Source organism: Shewanella khirikhana (genome assembly GCF_003957745.1).
In the GTDB taxonomy this organism is placed as follows: Bacteria; Pseudomonadota; Gammaproteobacteria; order Enterobacterales; family Shewanellaceae; genus Shewanella; species Shewanella khirikhana.
The window spans coordinates 577,307-595,466 of record NZ_CP020373.1 but is presented as its reverse complement, the minus strand read 5'-3'; the positions used below and the strand labels follow the sequence as shown (position 1 = coordinate 595,466).

Below are 18,160 nucleotides of genomic sequence, written 5' to 3'. Positions count from 1 at the left end.
CCACTATGGACGAGAGGCGCAAGTTCTCGCGAATACTGTTTGACACCAAAGCCACCTTGTCCGGTGATGGAATGCAATGGGAAACCCGTATTCTTGACTTAAGCCTGAATGGCGCCCTGCTGGAGGCCCCGGCTGAGTTCGCACCCGCCAGTGACAGCCTGCTGTTGTCGTTCACCTTGCCCGACTCGGATGTGGAAGTACAGATGCAGGCGCTGATAGCCCACCAGAAACCGGGGATGATAGGCCTGACCTGCCAGCATATTGATGTGGAGAGCATCAGCCATTTGCGGCGCATGGTGGAGCTTAACCTAGGTGATGCCTCTTTGCTGAACCGGGAGCTGGAGAACTTTATCGAATCACATGAAAAAGGGGACTGAGGTCCCCTTTCTTTTTGCGCCGCAGGTACAGACTTGCCTGTAAGGCCAGAGATTACAGCGCTGCCAGCGCCTCAGTAAGCTTGCCCACACCGATAATTTCCATGCCTTCGGGCGGCTTTTTCGGCACATTGGCTCTGGGCACTATGGCACGGCGAAAACCGTGCTTGGCCGCCTCAATCAAGCGTTCCTGCCCATTGGGCACGGGGCGGATTTCACCGGACAGACCCACTTCGCCAAATACCACCAGATCCCGCGCCAGCACTTCACCGCGAAAACTCGACACCATCGCCAGCAGCAAGGTCAGGTCGGCACTGGTTTCCGAAACCTTCACCCCGCCCACCACGTTTACGAATACGTCCTGATCCGACATCTGCAGGCCGCCATGACGATGCATGACCGCCAGTAACATGGCCAGACGGTTGGCATCCATCCCCACGGCAACCCTGCGGGGGTTGGACAGGGCCGAGTTGTCCACCAGCACCTGTAATTCCACCAGTAGCGGCCGGGTACCTTCCCAGACCACCATCACCAGCGAGCCGCTGGACGCTTCTTCGCCGCGGGAGAGGAAAATGGCCGATGGGTTAGCTACTTCTTTAAGCCCCCGCTCGGTCATAGCAAACACCCCAAGCTCGTTAATGGCACCGAAGCGATTTTTATGGGAGCGCAGGGTGCGGTAGCGGCTGTCGGAGTCGCCTTCAAACATCACCGAGCAGTCGATGCAGTGCTCAAGCACCTTAGGGCCTGCCAGGCTGCCATCTTTGGTCACGTGGCCAACCATGATCACCGCAATGCCGTGCTGTTTGGCAAAACGGGTAAGAAACGATGCCGACTCGCGCACCTGGGCCACACTGCCCGGAGATGATTGCACATCACTCATGTGCATCACCTGAATCGAGTCCACCACCATCAATTTGGGTTGTTCTTTAAGGGCGATATCGCAAAGGGTTTCGACGCTGGTTTCCGAGAGCATTTTCAGCTTCGAGGTCGGTAGCCCCAGCCGATGGGCGCGCATGGCCACCTGCTGCAAGGATTCTTCACCTGTGACATAGAGCGCGGGCATGACTTCCGCCAACTGACACAGGGTCTGCAACAGCAGCGTACTCTTACCCGCCCCCGGATGGCCGCCAATCAGAATGGCGCTGCCGGGCACTATGCCGCCGCCAAGTACCCGATCAAATTCTTTAAAAGAGCTCGGGATCCGCGGCAACTCATTGAGATCAATCTGATCCAGCGTTTTTACCTCGGATGCCCCGGCACCGGCGTAACCGCTGAAACGGCCGCCACGGGCCGGGGTTGCAGCCCCCAGACGCACCTCGGTAATGGTGTTCCACTCCATGCAGGCGCTGCACTGCCCCTGCCAGCGAGGGAAGTCCTGGCCACACTCGTTACACACATATGCGGTTTTATTCTTTGCCATAACTCTCTAAATTTCGTATAAAATTGGGTAAAGCTCCCAGAAAAACGGCCGACAATAGACTAGCAATTCCTTTCTCCGTTGGCACGGCAAAAAGACAAAACTCCATGAGCCTGACCGAACATTCAGCACTGATAGAACAGCTTAAGCCCCTGATGATGGAACCGAACTTTTCCCAGGTGTTTGAGCATCTCACCGAGGGGGAATCCAATTCCACCCGCTTTTTGCTGAAAATGGAGCTGAGCCGCCTCGGCGCCGACTGCACCCGAATCATCGACTTACGCGACAAATCTGAACTGCCCTGTGAAGAAATTATCATAGGCAAACAAACCCATTTCCTCGATGAACCGGCCAAAAATGCCTTCGAACAATCCCTCGCCCTGTATCAGGGAAAGTACACCATGGGTGTGTATGAAGAGGTGATGGATGCCCACAAGCGCCGCCGACTGAAGGCCAGAGAAACCCCCAACCAGACAAGCGACAACGAGAGCCAGCCATTCAGTGTTCCCGGCGTGGTGCTTGGTAATTACTTCAGCCGCACCGAAGAGCGGATGAACTACGCCATGAAAATTCTGGTATCTCAGCCGGGGCGGGAGGAAGTGGCCGGGATCACCGCCGATCTCTCGGTGGGCGGCGCCCGAATTCGTCTGCCCGCACGGCACCCGTTTTCACTGGACTTGCCGCTCAAGGTAAAGCTCACTGAACTCAGTCAGGAATTCTATTACGAAGATTTGCAGCGCGGGGTGGAGTATCAAATCGTCAATGCCGAGGGCAATGGCGAGTTTACCTGGATGCGGCTTAAGCGCGTGGGCGGCTCCGACGGCCTCACCGAGATGCTCACCAACCTCATTCGCGGCTATAAGTTCCGCTACAAGGTAGACATCAACGACGTGCTGGTGACGGCAACGGGTCTGGGGTTTGAACGTCACTATCTGCCCCACTTCCCGCACCTGCCGCTGTTTGTCGACTCACGCGGCGAACGGCCAAAGCTCAGCCACATGCTGCTAAGCCCTGATAATCAAGGAATTTTGCATTACTTCCTCGATGAGAACGACGTCAATCAACTCGAAGGTATGCTTACCGCAGGCCGCCTCGCCATGGCGCTCAAGCACCCGGACGATGCCGACCACAGGATGCTGTTCAGCTTCACCCACAATGCCAACGGCAAACTCTATTTTTATTCCGCCACCCTTGCCGAACTAAAGCACCGCAATGAGCGGGAGCTGTTTTTGGGTTTTGGTGCCAGCAAGCCAAGCTGGCGGGTATTCCGTCTTGGCATGGAAGTCATTGACCACGGCAAACGCTACAAGTGTTCGGTGATCCCGGGGGATGCCGAAAACTACTCGGCCCTGACCGAGCAGCAGCTGAGCGGCTTCAGCCATGTACTGCAATTAATGGACTTAACTCAGGAAGAGGCCAGAAGCCAGTATCGCAGCTGGTACAACAATGCCAACGCCAATGCGCTTAAGGTATACGGCCAAAAGAAACTGCCCCAAAGTGGTATCAAGCCAGTATCGCTGGAATTCAGCGAACGGCGCCGCGAGGCCAGATACGCCTTCAAGACCCTGGTGCAGATCCAGCAGGGCGGCCACAAGGTCGAAGGCATCAGCCACGACATTTCCAGCCGTGGCCTGCAGGTCATTCTGGATAACACCGCCGCACTGGAAGAAGGCAAACCGGTTACCCTGTCGTTGCCCAAGCTGCAATCCATCGCAGGCAAGACCCGCCTCGATGGTCTGGCCTACCGGCTGGTACGCAGCCGCAAAGACGGTATGGTGCTGCACCTTGCCGCCATCGTCGGCCACGAGGTTCATGCCGGGGTGGAGTTTCTGAATAAGCTCATAGTGCACAACCGGGAAAAACTCGAGCACTTAAGTGAGAACAACAGCGAAATCAAAGATCTTGCCGACGGCATGAAGAATTTGGTGATGAGGCGGCTCTACGGCGTACCCTTCTTTGTCGAGAAGACCGCCCGCAATCTGGTGGTCAGCCACTTGGGGATCAGCGTTCAGGGCAATGATATCAGCGATATGTTTGCCGCCCTGAGCCAGGAGTCCCACAGCTACAACCTGGCGCCACTGCTGGCACAGGGTGCACTCAAGCGCGACATTCTTGAGCCAATGCGTGGCATGCGCCCCAACGATGAAATGACCTCAACTGAACTCTTTGTGCAGGTGATCCGTCAGTCCCGTGGCGGCATTTTGCTGAAATGCGTACCTGTGGCCGAGGTGGGTGACACAGACGCGCAGCTGGCGTTTATCAGGCAAAGCAATCAGTTGGGTAAATTTATGGCGCTGCGCCTGTACCGAGGCGTGGCAGGAAAGCCCGATAACAGCGCCATTCGCCGCGAACTCGAGTACATTCATGTGCATGCCCAGCACAAGGCCAAAGCCCTCGAAGAGCAGCTGTGGCGGATTGTCGGCGTGGGTGAACTGTTGGATGTCAGTGACGAAGTGGTCCTGAGATACCCGTCGCTGTGGCGCCAGAGCGGCTCAGACAGCGCCCCGTAACCCTTCCACATCAAACCCCAGCAGCCAGTCCGCCACGGCGCCAAAATGGTCTGAAGGGGCATCCATATGGGTCAGCATTCCGGCATGGTCGTAGTCGTGCCGGTAACCGTTGGCCCGCGACAGCAAGGTAAAGCGCGCATCGGCCGCGCAGCACTCTGCCATCATGTCTTTTACATCACTGGGGTTACCAAGCACTGTATCGCGGGCACCGGCAATAAACCAGGCAGGGGGGATTCCATGGGCCTTGGCCGCCTTTGAATAGTCAAAACCGTCATCATGGTCTATCCAATCGCCACGCACCCAATCGATACTCTCATTCAGCGACGCCTGGCCTTCATTGTCCATCCCCAACTTCAGCGCATCGGCGGGCAAAAAGCCCTTATGTTTGGCGATGGCCGGTGCCAGACGATTCCAGAACATGTCCACCATGGCCCATTTCTTAAAGGAGCTGACCCGGATAGTGCGCTTGCTGCCAAAGGTAAGCAGCGACCGCACTCCGGCTGCCAGTTGTGGATAGCGCACCAGACTGCTTGCCATCAGCACGCCGCCCCAGGAATGACCGCACCAGTGCACGCCCGGCGCGCCGGGATGTCGTCTGGCAATAAACTGCTGCGTCAGCGGTAATTGCTCGCGGATCACCTTGCCCTGCCCCGGGTCAACGCCCTTTGACAACTTGGGAGTACTGAGGCCCCGACCGGCGGTATCGAGCACGTAAACCTCAAAGCCACTGCGGGCAAGAAAGCAGGCAAAACCTCTGCCGGAGTCGCTGTAAAACACCCGACCATTGGACATGGCGCCGTGCAGCATCAGCACGGGGGAGCGCGAAGGATTCGGCTGAGCCGGCGCTATATGGCGCAAATGCAACTGGCCGCCGTGGTAGGGAATAAACAGCGATTGCTGCACAATATCCTGTTGCGGCAATGGCTTGGATGAAGGGGAAATCTGGGGCTCTGTCATGATGTGAGAAGGTCTGTGCCTGGGCCAATATTCAATCAGGCTAAACCAGAGCACAGACAAAACTCAAGAGTAATTACTCAAACCCCACGACTGCGAAAGCCGCGGGCAACCGCATCAGGCCCTGAGCAGGAACGGCAGCACCCGTAAATCCAGCGCCTTGATGGCCGCATCGGCCGCTGCGGCCAACTTGGGTTTGGCATGGAAGGCGATACCAAAATCGGCCCGCTGCACCATGGGGATGTCATTGGCGCCATCGCCAATGGCGAGACGCTGCCCATCGCCAATACCGTATTCGGCGCTGAGACGACTGACCACATCTGCCTTGAAGTTGGCATCAACCACAGTGCCTGTTACCTCGCCCACAAGCTTTCCATCTGCAATCACCAGTTCATTGGCAAAGGCCGCGTCCAGCCCAAGAGTCTGTTTAAGATGGCCCACAAAGGGGGTAAAGCCGCCGGACGCCACGGCGAGGCGCCAGCCATGGGACTTAAGCTCGGCCAGCATCTCGGTCAGGCCTTCCATCAGTGGCAGTCGGGCACAAAGGTCATCGATAATTCCGGCATCGGCACCGGCAAGTTTGGCCACCCGCTGACGCAGGCTTTGCTCGAAATCAAGCTCGCCCTGCATGGCACGCTCAGTGACTTCAGCCACGGCTTCACCCACCCCGGCCATGGCGGCAAGCTCATCGATACACTCGATTTTGATGGCGGTCGAATCCATGTCCATCACCAGCAGCCCAGGCACATTGAGGCGCGCCAGAGTCTGTGGCAGCACAAAGCTTTCAACGCCCTGCATATCGGCAAACACCGCGGCGAGTTTATCGGTGTCATCACCGATAATTTCAAGGCCAAACATCGCGTTCTGGCGCTCGAGGGTGCATACGGAAACACAGTTTCCGCCAATAGCGGCAAGCACAGAGTCTGTCAGTGCGGCATCCTGCCATACCAAACGTACACGCCGCCCGGCGGTATGGTCTGCCTCCCGATACAGTGCAATCCGGCCTTCACTGTTGCTGGCCAGGGTTTGCAGGCGGGAAGTCAGCAGGCTCGCTTGGGTGTTTTCCATGGGTTTGGTTTCTCCGGCTATCCGCTTTGAGCCATATCCTTTATGATTAGCGCAAAGGGTCATCTACAAGGGTCAAGGTGTTGTATCTTAAAGGGCTAAAGAAAAGCCAAAAAATCAGCCGACTGCTGCAGATTGCCATCGCATTGGCGCTGCTTGCCGGCCTTGTTCAGTTATGGCAGTCAAGCCTACTACAAGGCCAGCAGCTTCTGAAGTCCCAAACGGAAAAGATGGCCAGATTGTTGGTGCAGCAAACGGCCTATGGTGCCGCACCGGCGTTGCTGCTGCAGAACGATGAACAATTGCAGTGGCTGGCAACCGCTTTGGTGGAAGATCCCAAGGTGATGTCGGCCGCAATTTATGGCGAGCAAGGCACCCGGCTGTCGTTCGCCCAAAGCGTGACCGAAGAGTGGCTGGAGCCTGAGTCTGATGAGCTTAAAGCCCTGCTTGCCCCCTACCCGCCCTTTGTGGAACCTGTGATTCAGGACGATAAGAACCTCGGTTACGTGGAAGTGCGGCTCGATCCCAAGCTGTTTTTGGCGGAAATCGAAGAGGTTCACAAGCTCAATATGGAGCAGCAGCAAATCATGCTGCTGGTAGCAGGCTTAATCGGCATGTTGCTGTCCCGCGCCATGTCATTCAAACGAGCCCATTTTGACCGCCGTAAGTTCCGTGCCAAGCGCCATCTGGCCACTATGACAGGCGAACTGCCAGCGCAAGATCCACCGCAGCAGAAAAGTACAGAGTCTGATGAGAATAAGCAGGATAATGTCGCGGCGGATGAAGATAGCGCGCAGCAGACAAAGGGATAAACCGGCTCAGGCTTAGCACCGCTTGTGGGTGCATAAAATAGAAAAGGCTCCCCAGGGAGCCTTTTTCAATACCACGGCTTAACCGCCGCAGCGTACCGGATTACAGATTGATAGCTGCATCCAGAGTCATGATGATCATGTCGTTGAAGGTGGTCTGACGCTCATCAGAGGTAGTCTTTTCACCGGTACGGATGTGATCAGATACAGTTACCACACACAGAGCGCGGGCACCGAACTCGTGAGCCACACCGTACAGACCAGCGGCTTCCATCTCAACGCCCAGAACACCCATTTTCTCCATTACGTCGAACATTTCTGGATCTGGAGTGTAGAACAGGTCAGCAGAGAATACGTTACCAACGCGGGTCTGGATTCCGTGAGTCTTGGCAGACTCAACCACAGCGCTCAGCAGGCTGTAGTCGGCGATAGCGGCAAAGTCCTGGCCTTTGAAACGCAGACGGTTAACCTGAGAATCGGTACAGGCACCCATTCCGATGATCACGTCGCGCACCTTAACGTCGGTGCTGATGGCACCACAGGTACCTACGCGGATGAGGTTCTTCACGCCGTAATCTTTTACCAGCTCAGTGGCGTAGATAGAGCAGCTTGGGATACCCATGCCAGAGCCCATCACTGAGATGCGCTTGCCTTTGTAGGTACCGGTGAAGCCCAGCATGTTACGAACGTCGGTTACCTGCTCAACGTTTTCGAGGAAGGTTTCGGCAATGTACTTGGCACGCAGTGGATCGCCTGGGAAAAGTACGGTTTCTGCAAATGCACCTTCAACGGCATTAATGTGTGGTGTAGCCATCTGTATAACCCCTGTATTTTTGTTTAAGACTTAAGTCTTTGATAATAGGCGACTCAAAGGAAGTCGCCAAAACGAAACTTTTTCAGCCCTGTGCTTACTTTGCAGCTTGCACGAAGGATTCGCCATACTCCATCGGACTTAATCCGAAGTAGTGGGCAATGGACTGACCAATATCGGCGAAAGTACCGCGCTTACCGAGGGAACCCGCATTGAGACCAGCGCCATACGCCAGTACTGGCACGAATTCGCGGGTGTGGTCGGTACCCTGCCAGGTTGGGTCACAGCCATGGTCAGCGGTCAGCAGCAGCAGATCGCCTTCTTCCAGCAGCGCCATCAACTCAGGCAGACGGGCGTCGAAGTATTCCAGCGCCTTGGCATAACCGGATACATCGCGGCGATGACCATAGTGGGAGTCGAAGTCCACGAAGTTGGTGAACACGATAGTGTTGTCACCGGCCTGCTTGATTTGCTCAAGCGTGGCATCGAACAAGTCTTCCAGTCCTGAGGCCTTCACCTTCTTGGTGATACCGCAGTGGGCGTAAATATCGGAAATCTTACCCACACTGACCACATCGCCGCCGGCTTCTTTGAGCTTATCCAGCACGGTTTTTGATGGTGGCTCAACCGCATAGTCACGACGGTTGCCGGTACGGGCAAAGTCACTTGGGCCAGTACCCACAAACGGACGGGCAATCACGCGGCCAATGTTGTATGGCTCCAGCTCTTCACGGGCGATTTCACACAGGCGATAGAGGTTCTCAAGCCCGAAGCTTTCTTCGTGGCAGGCAATCTGGAACACGCTGTCGGCAGAGGTGTAGAAAATCGGCTTGCCGGTTGTCATGTGCTCTACGCCAAGCTCTTCCAGAATGGCGGTGCCGGAAGCGTGGCAGTTACCCAAATACTCGGTTAAACCGGCACGCTCCAGGATTTTGTCGGTCAGCTCTTTCGGGAACGAATTGGTGTGGTCGCTGAAATAGCCCCACTCAAACAGCACGGGCACACCGGCCATTTCCCAGTGACCACTAGGGGTGTCTTTACCTGAGCTGAGCTCCTGGCAGTGACCGTAGGCGCCAATGATATCGACGTTGTCGCCAAAACCGGCAGCGAAGGCGCCTGTGGCTTCTTTGGCGGCATGGGCCAGCCCCAAACGGCTTAAGTTTGGCAGCTTGAGTTCGCCGTCACGGCCGTTGTTGGCTTTGCCCTCGGCACACATCTTGGCGATATGACCAAAGGTGTTGGAACCCACGTCACCGAACTTGTCGGCATCGTCTGCGGCACCAATGCCGAAGGAGTCCAGCATCAGAATAATGGTACGTTTCATAACTTGTTCCCCTTACAGATCTTCAGCGCGTACGTACTGATAGATCTCAGGTGTTTTCTCGGGTTGCTTGTCGGCAATCTCGATAGCGCTTCGAACGGCACGAGCCGCTTCTTCGAAGGCATCTTCCGACTGAGCATGAATTACGGCCAGCGGTGTCGCCTTGTCGATGGCCTGGCCCAATGCACACACATTGGACAAGCCCACGCTGTAATCCAGCGCATCACCAGGCTTGCGACGACCGCCGCCCAGAGTCACTACGGCGAGGCCCAGTTCACGGGTCACCATACTATAGGCAAAGCCTTCACGTTCTGCATAAACCGGGCGTACTATTGCCGCCTGCGGCAGATACTTGTCGTAGCTTTCCACAAAGTCGGCAGGACCACCCAGACCAGACACCATCTTGCCGAAGATCTCGGCGGCGCGGCCGTTATCCAGTACCGCATTGAGCTTGGCGCGGGCCTCGGCTTCATTGGCAGCCAGACCACCGAGCACCAGCATCTCGGCGCACAGGCCCATGGTGACTTCATAGAGTCTTGGGTTACGGTACTTGCCGGTCAAAAAGTCGACCGCTTCTTTCACTTCCAGCGCATTACCGGCGCAGGAAGCCAGCACCTGATTCATGTCGGTGAGCAGTGCAGTGGTCTTGGTGCCGGCGCCATTGGCAACGGCGGTAATAGAGCGGGCCAGTTCCAGTGAGGCTTCATAGGTCGGCATAAAGGCGCCGCTGCCCACTTTCACGTCCATCGCCAGCGCATCCAGGCCTGCGGCCAATTTCTTCGACAGAATCGATGCAGTGATAAGAGAGATGGACTCGACAGTGGCAGTGTTGTCACGAATCGAATAGAAGCGCTTGTCGGCAGGTACCAGATCGCCGGTTTGACCAATAATGGCCACGCCAGCTTCTTTCACGACCTTACGGAACAGCTCGCTTGAAGGCTCAGTTTGGTAGCCTGGAATGGCATCAAACTTATCCAGGGTGCCACCGGTATGACCCAGACCTCGGCCTGAAATCATAGGTACATAACCGCCACAGGCGGCCGCCATGGGGCCAAGCATCAGCGAAATCACATCGCCAACACCGCCGGTGCTGTGCTTGTCGATAACCGGGCCATTGAGGCCAAGGCTGTCCCAGTTGAGCACTGTGCCGGAATCACGCATGGACGTGGTCAGCGCAATGCGCTCGTCCATGGTCATATCATTGAAATACACCGCCATACCCAGCGCGGCAATCTGTCCTTCGGATACGCTGCCATCGGTAATCCCTTTCACGAAGAATTGAATTTCTTCCTTGCTGAGGGCATCACCGTTGCGTTTTTTGCGAATAATCTCTTGTGCCAGAAACATACTGCTGTCTCCAAGAATGTCGGTGGCTTTCAGTTTCCACCGACGATTCGTCCTCTGGAACGCCGAAACTGTAAAAATATTACAGGCTCATATTAGCCAAAGATGAAGCTGACCGTTTCGACGCGGATCACAATTCAGACCAGGGCTTAGTAGCCTTGGGCGCCTTTTGGTGCTTCTGCCAGCTCCAGGGTGTGCAGCAGACTGCTAAGCAGACTGGAAGCACCGAAGCGGAAGGTACGTGGAGTCACCCAATCTTCACCCAGAATGCGTGCAGCGGTGCCCAGGAACTCGGCGGCAGCAGCGGCATCACGCACGCCACCGGCAGGCTTGAAGCCTACTTCGCGGTTCTTTTCGGCAATCACGGTCAGCATAATTTCAGCTGCTTCCAGGGTGGCGTTCACAGGCACTTTACCGGTAGAAGTCTTGATAAAGTCAGCGCCGGCATCGATAGAGATTTCAGAGGCCTTGCGGATAAGGGCTGGGTCTTTCAGCTCGCCGGACTCGATGATGACTTTCAAAAGTACATCGTCACCGCAAGCTTCTTTACAGGCTTTCACCAGTTCAAAACCGACAGTTTCGTTGCCTTCCATCAGCGCACGGTATGGGAATACCACGTCCACTTCATCGGCACCGTAAGCTACGGCGGCGCGGGTTTCGAGCACAGCAATGGCGATGTCGTCGTTACCGTGGGGGAAGTTAGTCACAGTGGCAATCTGGATATCATCGGCATCAAGCTCAATCAGCGTCTTGCGTGCGATAGGAATAAAACGGGGATAGATACAGATAGCGGCAGTGTGACCTGCTGGGGTGACGGCCTTTTTGCAAAGCTCGATGACTTTCTCTGCAGTGTCGTCATCGTTCAGCGTAGTGAGGTCCATCAACTCAATGGCACGCTGGGCTGCTTTTTTAAGATCGCTCATAGTTGTTCTCCGAGACGTAATTCAAATGAAACAGAAATAATGTCCAGGGCAACGCCTTGAGGTTGGCGGATTGTTTGAATAATTATGGCCGGGCCTTCAGGCGGTGCCTTATGCCGAAAGGGCATAGTTACAGGTATTCAGTGTCGATAATATTTATCACGACTTGAATCCTTGAAGACCGGAAAGGGGAAACTGACTGTTTCTGCTTTCCGCGAAAAATCCCTTTTAACGCGAGAGCTCACAAACCTTACTTAAACATGCTCTTGGGGATAAAACCATGCTTGAGTAAAGATTAAGACCTAAGCATTAAGCGTGGAGCCGTGCAGCGCACGGCTCCAACAGTACAATTAGAAGTTGTACTTGGCAGTGAAGATAGCTGCGTCGTGGTAAGCAGCAGTACCCAGCTTGTGATCAGCATAGCGATACTGCAGACCGAAGGTCAGCTCTTGAGTGGCGTTCCACCACAGAGATACAGCACCGTTCTGACCAGTAGATTTCAGCTTGTACTCGGTACCGTTGTAACGGAACTGTTCTTCACGAGCGAATTCAGTTTCGTGCCAGTTGGTAACCATGAACTTCTGGCCAAAAGCTTCGAAGTTGTAGCCCAGTACCCAACCAGCCATGTAGCCGTTGAAGCCTGAACCAGCGTAAGTTTGGTTTTCGTAGTGTACGCCCAGGAATGGCTTGATCCAGAAGCCAGAATCGGTGAACACGTCGTAGCTCACACCCACAACCAGGTTCTGGTCGAAGAAGCCGTCTTCTGCAACAGTCAGGCTGTACAGGTGAGAGTATACGTTCCAGTTGCTGCTACCGATGTTGGCAGCGATAGAGCCTTTGGCAGCGATACGGAAAGAGTTGGTTGTACGGCCGTCAGCACCAGTGCTGTCGTTGATGTTTTCTGGGTTTTCCAGATCGATGAAGCCGTATACGTCACCCCAAGAGTAACCAGCACCACCTTCCAGCTCCAGGTATACGAAGTCTTCTTTGGCGCCACCGTAACCGTTGTTAGAACGATCTTCTGCTTTAGCGGTCCAGTCCAGGTAGTTCACGGACATGTTAGAGAAACCGTAGAACTGTTCGGCCTGAGCGGTACCGGCAGACAGAGCAGCAAAAGTAGCGGCGGCAACAGCCATCATTTTAACGTTTTTCATCATCAACCCCATTTATCTAGGTATTTGCTGCCTTTGGCAGCGTTTTTGTTTTGCCCGCGTATTCTACCTTTCCCGTGCGAAAGCACAATAATTTTGGCAGTAAACGCGAACACAAAATTCTTATTTGTGAACAAAGTCGTGAAACGACCCCTTATCCCAATTAACCTTTTTAACAAGCGGCTTACTTTGGGACCCCACAGAAGTTTAGAACACGGTGGGAAATGATTCAGACTTTATTCTTTGGAAAATGGTTGAATTAACTGGGGTCCTGCCCTGATAACAGGACCCCGGAGGCACTACTGTTACAGCGCCAGGAACAGACCTGCGAGAGTCGCACTCATCAGGTTAGCCAGAGAACCGGCGATAACGGCACGGATACCCAGCTTGGCCAGATCGTGGCGACGGTTAGGTGCCATGGCACCCAGGCCACCCAGCAGAATGGCGATAGAAGACAGGTTAGCGAATCCACACAGAGCGAAGGACACGATAGCCTTGGTTCGGTCAGACATAACAGCACCGGTCTCGGCTACTACCATACCGCCGTCAGCGATGTCTTTCAGGTATGGAGCAAAGTTCAGGTAGGCTACGAATTCGTTCACAACGATCTTCTGACCGATGAAAGAACCAGCAACCAGGGCTTCGTTCCAAGGTACACCGATAAGGAATGCCAGAGGCATGAAGATGTAACCGAGGATCAGCTCGAGGGTCAGACCTTCAACACCGAACCAGCCACCTACACCACCGATGATACCGTTGATCATGGCAATCAGACCCACGAAGGCAATCAGCATGGCGCCTACGTTCAGGGCCAGGTGCATACCAGAAGAAGCACCGGCAGCGGCAGCGTCCAGAACGTTGGCTGGCTTGTCAGGATCTTCTGGCAGCTCGTCCATTTCGTTCTTGGTGTTTTCAGTTTCTGGGTGCATCAGTTTGGCCATCAGCAGACCACCTGGAGCGGCCATGAATGACGCAGCTACCAGATACTCAATTTTAACGCCCATAGAAGCGTAACCGGCCAGAACAGAACCAGCGATAGAAGCCAGACCACCCACCATGATGGCGAACAGCTCAGACTGAGTCATGGTTGGGATAAATGGACGTACAACCAGAGGAGCTTCGGTCTGACCTACGAAGATGTTCGCAGTAGCAGACATAGACTCGGTACGGCTGGTACCCAGTGCTTTCTGCAGACCACCACCGATGATACGGATAACCCACTGCATTACACCCAGGTAGTACAGTACAGCGATCAGAGAAGAGAAGAAGATGATTACTGGCAGTACGTTGATGGCGAAGATGAAGCCAACTTTGAACTGTGCCAGATCACCGAACAGGAAGTTGATACCGTTCTGGCCGTAACCGATAACAGCAGACACACCGTCAGAAACTGACTTCAGGATGTCTTTACCCCAAGGTACGTACAGAACGAAACCACCGAAGGCAGCCTGAATTGCGAGAGCGCCACCTACGGCACGAACGCTGATTGCCTTTTTGTTATTGGAAAGGAGGAAACCTATTCCAAGTAGGACTGCTACACCTACCAAGCTCATTAATATACTCATTAACCATCACCCTTTTGTTAACACTTTTTAGTTATGTTGTTAACCAACCTATTTCCGAGCAAAATTATACCTTAGCCTTTGCTGAAAATCGTCGTTTTGATCAAATTTTTGAACTTAAATTTCAACTGCTTAGCAACACATCTCATTGCGACAAACACCTGTTTAAGTGAAAAAACCTACAGCTCAAACAGTTGCGTTACATTGGCCAACAGTCGTTCTGATATTAGAACATTGGATTTTTTTTTGCAAATGGGCCATTTTGGTGATGATTTGACCAATTATCAGCGGAGAATTACGCCGTGAGACTGAGTTTTTAGGGGCCATAGCCGGTGAATCTGTCTCGCAAATGAAACTTTCTATCGGCAACTGAGCCACCACTTTATGCAGCTTTACTGCATCATCATTCAAAAGCAGTCCACCAATGCCCAATCGATAACCAAGCTCAATATAGCGTTTGGCGATTTCCACGCTGCCATAAAAGCCATGGATCACCCCGGAGCGTGGCAGCTTATAGCGTGCAAGCAGCGCCAGCAGCTCATTGTGCGCCTTCACGCAATGCAAAATAAGCGGTAACTCAAGCTCTGCAGCCAAAGCCAGCTGCGCCTCTAAAAGCGGCGTTTGCCACTGCCAGTTCACGTTTTTGTGTTTATCAAGACCGCACTCCCCTATTGCCACCAGCCGCTGCTCGCCTGCCAGACCATAAAGCCGGGAGCGAAGTTCAGCCATCTGTAACTGCCATTGCGAAGTCGCCCACCAGGGGTGAATGCCGAGGCTAAAAGGGCAGTCAAACTGCGCCGCCACCTCCAGCTGTTTATCCCAATGGGCCGGTGACACCCCGGGAATGAGACAGCGGCGGATATTGGCGGCATGCATGGCTGAAAACAGCTCTGCCCGGTCGTCGTCAAACTCGGCAAAGTCCAGATGTGCATGACTATCGACAATGTAAGTTTCTGACATATCAGCGCTCTTTGTGCTGAGGGGCATCCACGCCCTGCCCTTCGGTGTTGGGCTTGGATGCGCTCGCCAGCGGTGGGTCTTGCAGTCTTGGGGCGCAGCAACGGCGGTTTTCCGGTGTCAGCCCCATCTTGTCACACCAATCTGTATAGGCCTTCCAGGCTCGCTTGATGACATTCAGCATGGATTTCCCTCCGTGATAACAACTGGCCATATCAGCAGCCAACTAACAGGTAAATTTCAGGCAATAAAAAAGGCGGGAAAGCCCGCCTTTTTCAATCGGGAATTAATGCTCCCGGGTCTTGGCAAACTGGATGTCGGGATAACGCTCCATCGACAGATTCAGGTTTACCATGGTGGGGGCGATATAGGTCAGGCTATCGCCACCGTCCAGCGCCAGGTTGGCGGAACACTTGCGCTTGAACTCATCCAGTTTACGGGCATCGTCGCTGTATACCCAGCGGGCGGTGGCCACGTTTACCGCTTCATAGATGGCTTCTACATTATATTCCGACTTAAGACGGGCCACGACCACTTCAAACTGCAGCACACCCACGGCGCCCACAATCAGGTCGTTGGAGTCCAGCGGACGGAATACCTGCACCGCGCCCTCTTCAGAGAGCTGTACCAGCCCCTTGAGCAGCTGCTTTTGCTTCAAAGGATCTTTGAGGCGAATGCGGCGGAACATTTCCGGGGCAAAGTTAGGAATACCGGTGAACTTCAAATCTTCACCCTGGGTAAAGGTATCACCAATCTGGATAGTGCCGTGGTTGTGCAGACCGATAATATCGCCGGCAAAGGCTTCCTCGGCGCGCTCACGGTCACCAGCCATAAAGGTTACGGCGTCGGAGATGTTCACGGTTTTACCAATGCGCACGTGCTTCATCTTCATGCCCTGGGTGTACTTGCCCGACACAATGCGCATAAAGGCGATGCGGTCACGGTGCTTGGGATCCATATTGGCCTGAATTTTAAACACGAAGCCGGAGAACTTGTCTTCACCGGCTTCCACGGTGCGCTCGCTGGTTTCACGTGGCATGGGCGCCGGCGCCCAGTCAGTCAGACCGTCGAGCATATGGTCTACACCGAAGTTACCCAGTGCGGTACCGAAGTAAACCGGGGTCAGTTCCCCCTGCAGGAACAGCTCATGGTCGAACTCGTTGGACGCGCCGCGCACCAGTTCCAGCTCTTCACGCAGCTGCTCGGCAAAGTCACTGCCTACGGCAGCATCGAGCTCAGGGTTATCAAGACCTTTTACAATGCGCAGTTCCTGAATGGTATGGCCATGACCGGTCTGATACAGAATGGTCTCATCACGGTGCAGGTGATAAACGCCCTTGAACAGCTTACCGCAGCCGATAGGCCAGGTAATAGGAGCGCAGAGGATGTTAAGCTCGGTCTCTACCTCGTCGAGCAGCTCCATGGGATCGCGAATATCACGGTCGAGCTTGTTCATAAAGGTCACGATAGGGGTATCACGCAGACGGGTCACTTCCATCAGCTTACGGGTACGGTCTTCCACACCCTTGGCGGCGTCAATCACCATCAAGCAGGAGTCCACCGCGGTCAGGGTGCGGTAGGTATCTTCCGAGAAGTCTTCGTGGCCGGGGGTATCGAGCAGGTTCACCAGACAGCTGTTGTACGGAAACTGCATCACAGAGGTGGTAACCGAAATACCACGCTCCTTTTCCATCTCCATCCAGTCAGACTTGGCATGTTGATTGGAGCCGCGGCCTTTCACCGTGCCCGCGGTCTGAATTTGACGGCCGTGCAACAACACCTTTTCGGTGATAGTGGTCTTACCGGCGTCGGGGTGAGAAATAATGGCGAACGTACGACGTGACGCCACTTCTGCAAGCAGTGAATTTGACATGGATAGCTTTCTTTCAAGTAGCGTCGCCGCCCGAAGGCGGCGACTCGAATGGAACTTAATTGGCGGGTATTTTCGCCTATATTGGCGAGGAGTACAACGACAGACTCAGGGTTGCTCGAGTTCGGCCTGTGCCTGATTGGCAAGGCGCCCCAGTTCTACCCGGGCATATCTGTGTTCGACAAAGTCGTAGATGTTGGTGGCAAGCGCCAGACGGAAGTAATTGGCGGCCGCTTCTTTGTTACCGGCAGCTTCTTCGGCTTTGGCCACGTAGAAGTAGGCTTCACAGAGGCGCTCTGAATATTCACGTGGATGATTCAAGCCGCTGCGGGCGCGCTCAAACAGCGCTTTGCGGGACAAGGTCCCCAGGTAATAGTCACTGATGGCACTGGCCCAATCATCTCCTTTGAGCGACTTACGATGCTCCGCCAGCCTTGCCAGCGCGGCGGCGCGGTCAATGTCGGCATCAATCAGGAAATACCACAGGGCGCGATAACCATCTGAGGGGTCGCGGCGCAGGAAGTTATCCATATCCGCCACCGCAAGGTCTGCTCGCTCGCCGTAATAGAGGGCAATTCCACGGTTCAGATAGGCGTAATCGTAGTTGGGCTCGAGTTCAAGCACCGCATCAAATGCCTCGTAGGCGTTGTCGAAGTCGCCTTCCTGGGTGTAATAAATACCAAGGAAATTATAAGCATCGGCAATATTGGGGCGAATTTTCAGCGCCTGATGAAAGTCGAGTCGGGCCATCAACCGCAGCCCCAGGGTGTCGTAAATAACGCCACGTTCGTAGTAAACGCGGGAGAGCTGATCTTCGTTCAAATCCATGCTGGCCAGCACTTCATTGAGCCTCGCAAGGCCCACTTCATGCTTATAGTCGGGTAACAGCGGCGCCACCATCAAACGGCCTTCACCGGCGTTATCGAAACCACTGCTCTGGGTTGAGGCACAGCCGCCCGACAGCACAGATAAGCCAAACAGCCCGGACAACATCAACGTCTTGAGTTTACGCTCCATCAAACACTCACCTTCACGACCAGGGAAACCCAAATGGGCTCTGTTTGGCTCCATCATAGCAATCCATCCCGAGTGTCG

The 18,160-nt window shown here is 54.5% G+C and carries 15 protein-coding genes and 1 pseudogene; 3 read left to right on the top strand and 13 right to left on the bottom strand.

The features are described 5' to 3' along the window. The first annotated feature begins 5 nt into the window (after positions 1 to 5). A complete protein-coding gene (locus STH12_RS02555) occupies positions 6 to 377 on the top strand; it encodes a PilZ domain-containing protein (RefSeq protein WP_126166110.1) in 372 nt (123 codons plus the stop codon). 52 nt (positions 378 to 429) lie between these two features. Here STH12_RS02555 and radA read toward each other — a convergent pair whose 3' ends face one another. Beyond that, positions 430 to 1,794, bottom strand: a complete 1,365-nt coding sequence (gene radA / locus STH12_RS02550; protein ID WP_126166109.1) for a DNA repair protein RadA — start codon at positions 1,792 to 1,794, stop codon at positions 430 to 432. Between the two features lie 104 nt (positions 1,795 to 1,898). On the opposite strand from radA, the gene STH12_RS02545 reads away from it, so the two are divergent. Beyond that, positions 1,899 to 4,301, top strand: a complete 2,403-nt coding sequence (locus tag STH12_RS02545) for a PilZ domain-containing protein (protein ID WP_126166108.1) — start codon at positions 1,899 to 1,901, stop codon at positions 4,299 to 4,301. On the opposite strand, the gene STH12_RS02540 is transcribed toward STH12_RS02545, so the two are convergent. Then, positions 4,284 to 5,258 (bottom strand): alpha/beta fold hydrolase, encoded by a 975-nt coding sequence (locus STH12_RS02540; RefSeq protein ID WP_126166107.1) that lies wholly within the window; start codon positions 5,256 to 5,258, stop codon positions 4,284 to 4,286. The genes STH12_RS02545 and STH12_RS02540 overlap by 18 nt on opposite strands. A gap of 114 nt (positions 5,259 to 5,372) precedes the next feature. Beyond that, the gene (gene serB, locus STH12_RS02535) at positions 5,373 to 6,323 is read right to left on the bottom strand and encodes a phosphoserine phosphatase SerB (RefSeq protein WP_126166106.1); all 951 of its coding nucleotides are present in this window, start codon (positions 6,321 to 6,323) and stop codon (positions 5,373 to 5,375) included. A gap of 77 nt (positions 6,324 to 6,400) precedes the next feature. Here serB and STH12_RS02530 point away from each other — a divergent pair, with 77 nt between their 5' ends. Then, positions 6,401 to 7,132, top strand: coding sequence for an AhpA/YtjB family protein (locus STH12_RS02530; RefSeq protein ID WP_126166105.1), 732 nt, complete (start codon positions 6,401 to 6,403; stop codon positions 7,130 to 7,132). A 100-nt stretch (positions 7,133 to 7,232) separates the two neighbouring features. Here the strand turns inward: STH12_RS02530 and deoD are convergent, their stop codons facing one another. From deoD to nlpI, 10 genes and pseudogenes are all read right to left on the bottom strand, one after another. Beyond that, positions 7,233 to 7,943 carry a purine-nucleoside phosphorylase gene (gene deoD / locus STH12_RS02525; protein ID WP_126166104.1) on the bottom strand — a complete coding sequence of 237 codons (711 nt, stop codon included), beginning with the start codon at positions 7,941 to 7,943 and terminating at the stop codon, positions 7,233 to 7,235. 94 nt (positions 7,944 to 8,037) lie between these two features. Further along, positions 8,038 to 9,264: a phosphopentomutase gene (locus tag STH12_RS02520; protein ID WP_126166103.1), complete on the bottom strand. Its 1,227-nt coding sequence runs from the start codon at positions 9,262 to 9,264 to the stop codon at positions 8,038 to 8,040. A 12-nt stretch (positions 9,265 to 9,276) separates the two neighbouring features. Beyond that, entirely contained in the window at positions 9,277 to 10,608 is a 1,332-nt protein-coding gene (gene deoA / locus STH12_RS02515) for a thymidine phosphorylase (protein ID WP_126166102.1), read from the bottom strand. A gap of 146 nt (positions 10,609 to 10,754) precedes the next feature. After that, a complete protein-coding gene (deoC, locus tag STH12_RS02510) occupies positions 10,755 to 11,528 on the bottom strand; it encodes a deoxyribose-phosphate aldolase (RefSeq protein ID WP_126166101.1) in 774 nt (257 codons plus the stop codon). A 347-nt stretch (positions 11,529 to 11,875) separates the two neighbouring features. Beyond that, the gene (locus tag STH12_RS02505) at positions 11,876 to 12,679 is read right to left on the bottom strand and encodes an outer membrane protein OmpK (RefSeq protein WP_126166100.1); all 804 of its coding nucleotides are present in this window, start codon (positions 12,677 to 12,679) and stop codon (positions 11,876 to 11,878) included. 302 nt (positions 12,680 to 12,981) lie between these two features. Next, positions 12,982 to 14,241, bottom strand: coding sequence for a NupC/NupG family nucleoside CNT transporter (locus STH12_RS02500; protein WP_126166099.1), 1,260 nt, complete (start codon positions 14,239 to 14,241; stop codon positions 12,982 to 12,984). 176 nt (positions 14,242 to 14,417) lie between these two features. After that, a pseudogene (locus tag STH12_RS02495) lies at positions 14,418 to 15,183 on the bottom strand (TatD family hydrolase). 16 nt (positions 15,184 to 15,199) lie between these two features. Next, on the bottom strand, positions 15,200 to 15,379 hold the full coding sequence (locus STH12_RS02490) for a hypothetical protein (protein ID WP_126166098.1): 180 nt from the start codon (positions 15,377 to 15,379) through the stop codon (positions 15,200 to 15,202). A 102-nt stretch (positions 15,380 to 15,481) separates the two neighbouring features. Further along, a complete protein-coding gene (prfC, locus tag STH12_RS02485; RefSeq protein ID WP_126166097.1) occupies positions 15,482 to 17,068 on the bottom strand; it encodes a peptide chain release factor 3 in 1,587 nt (528 codons plus the stop codon). Positions 17,069 to 17,173: 105 nt separating this feature from the next. Continuing rightward, on the bottom strand, positions 17,174 to 18,082 hold the full coding sequence (nlpI, locus tag STH12_RS02480) for a lipoprotein NlpI (RefSeq protein WP_126169392.1): 909 nt from the start codon (positions 18,080 to 18,082) through the stop codon (positions 17,174 to 17,176). Positions 18,083 to 18,160 lie beyond the last annotated feature (78 nt).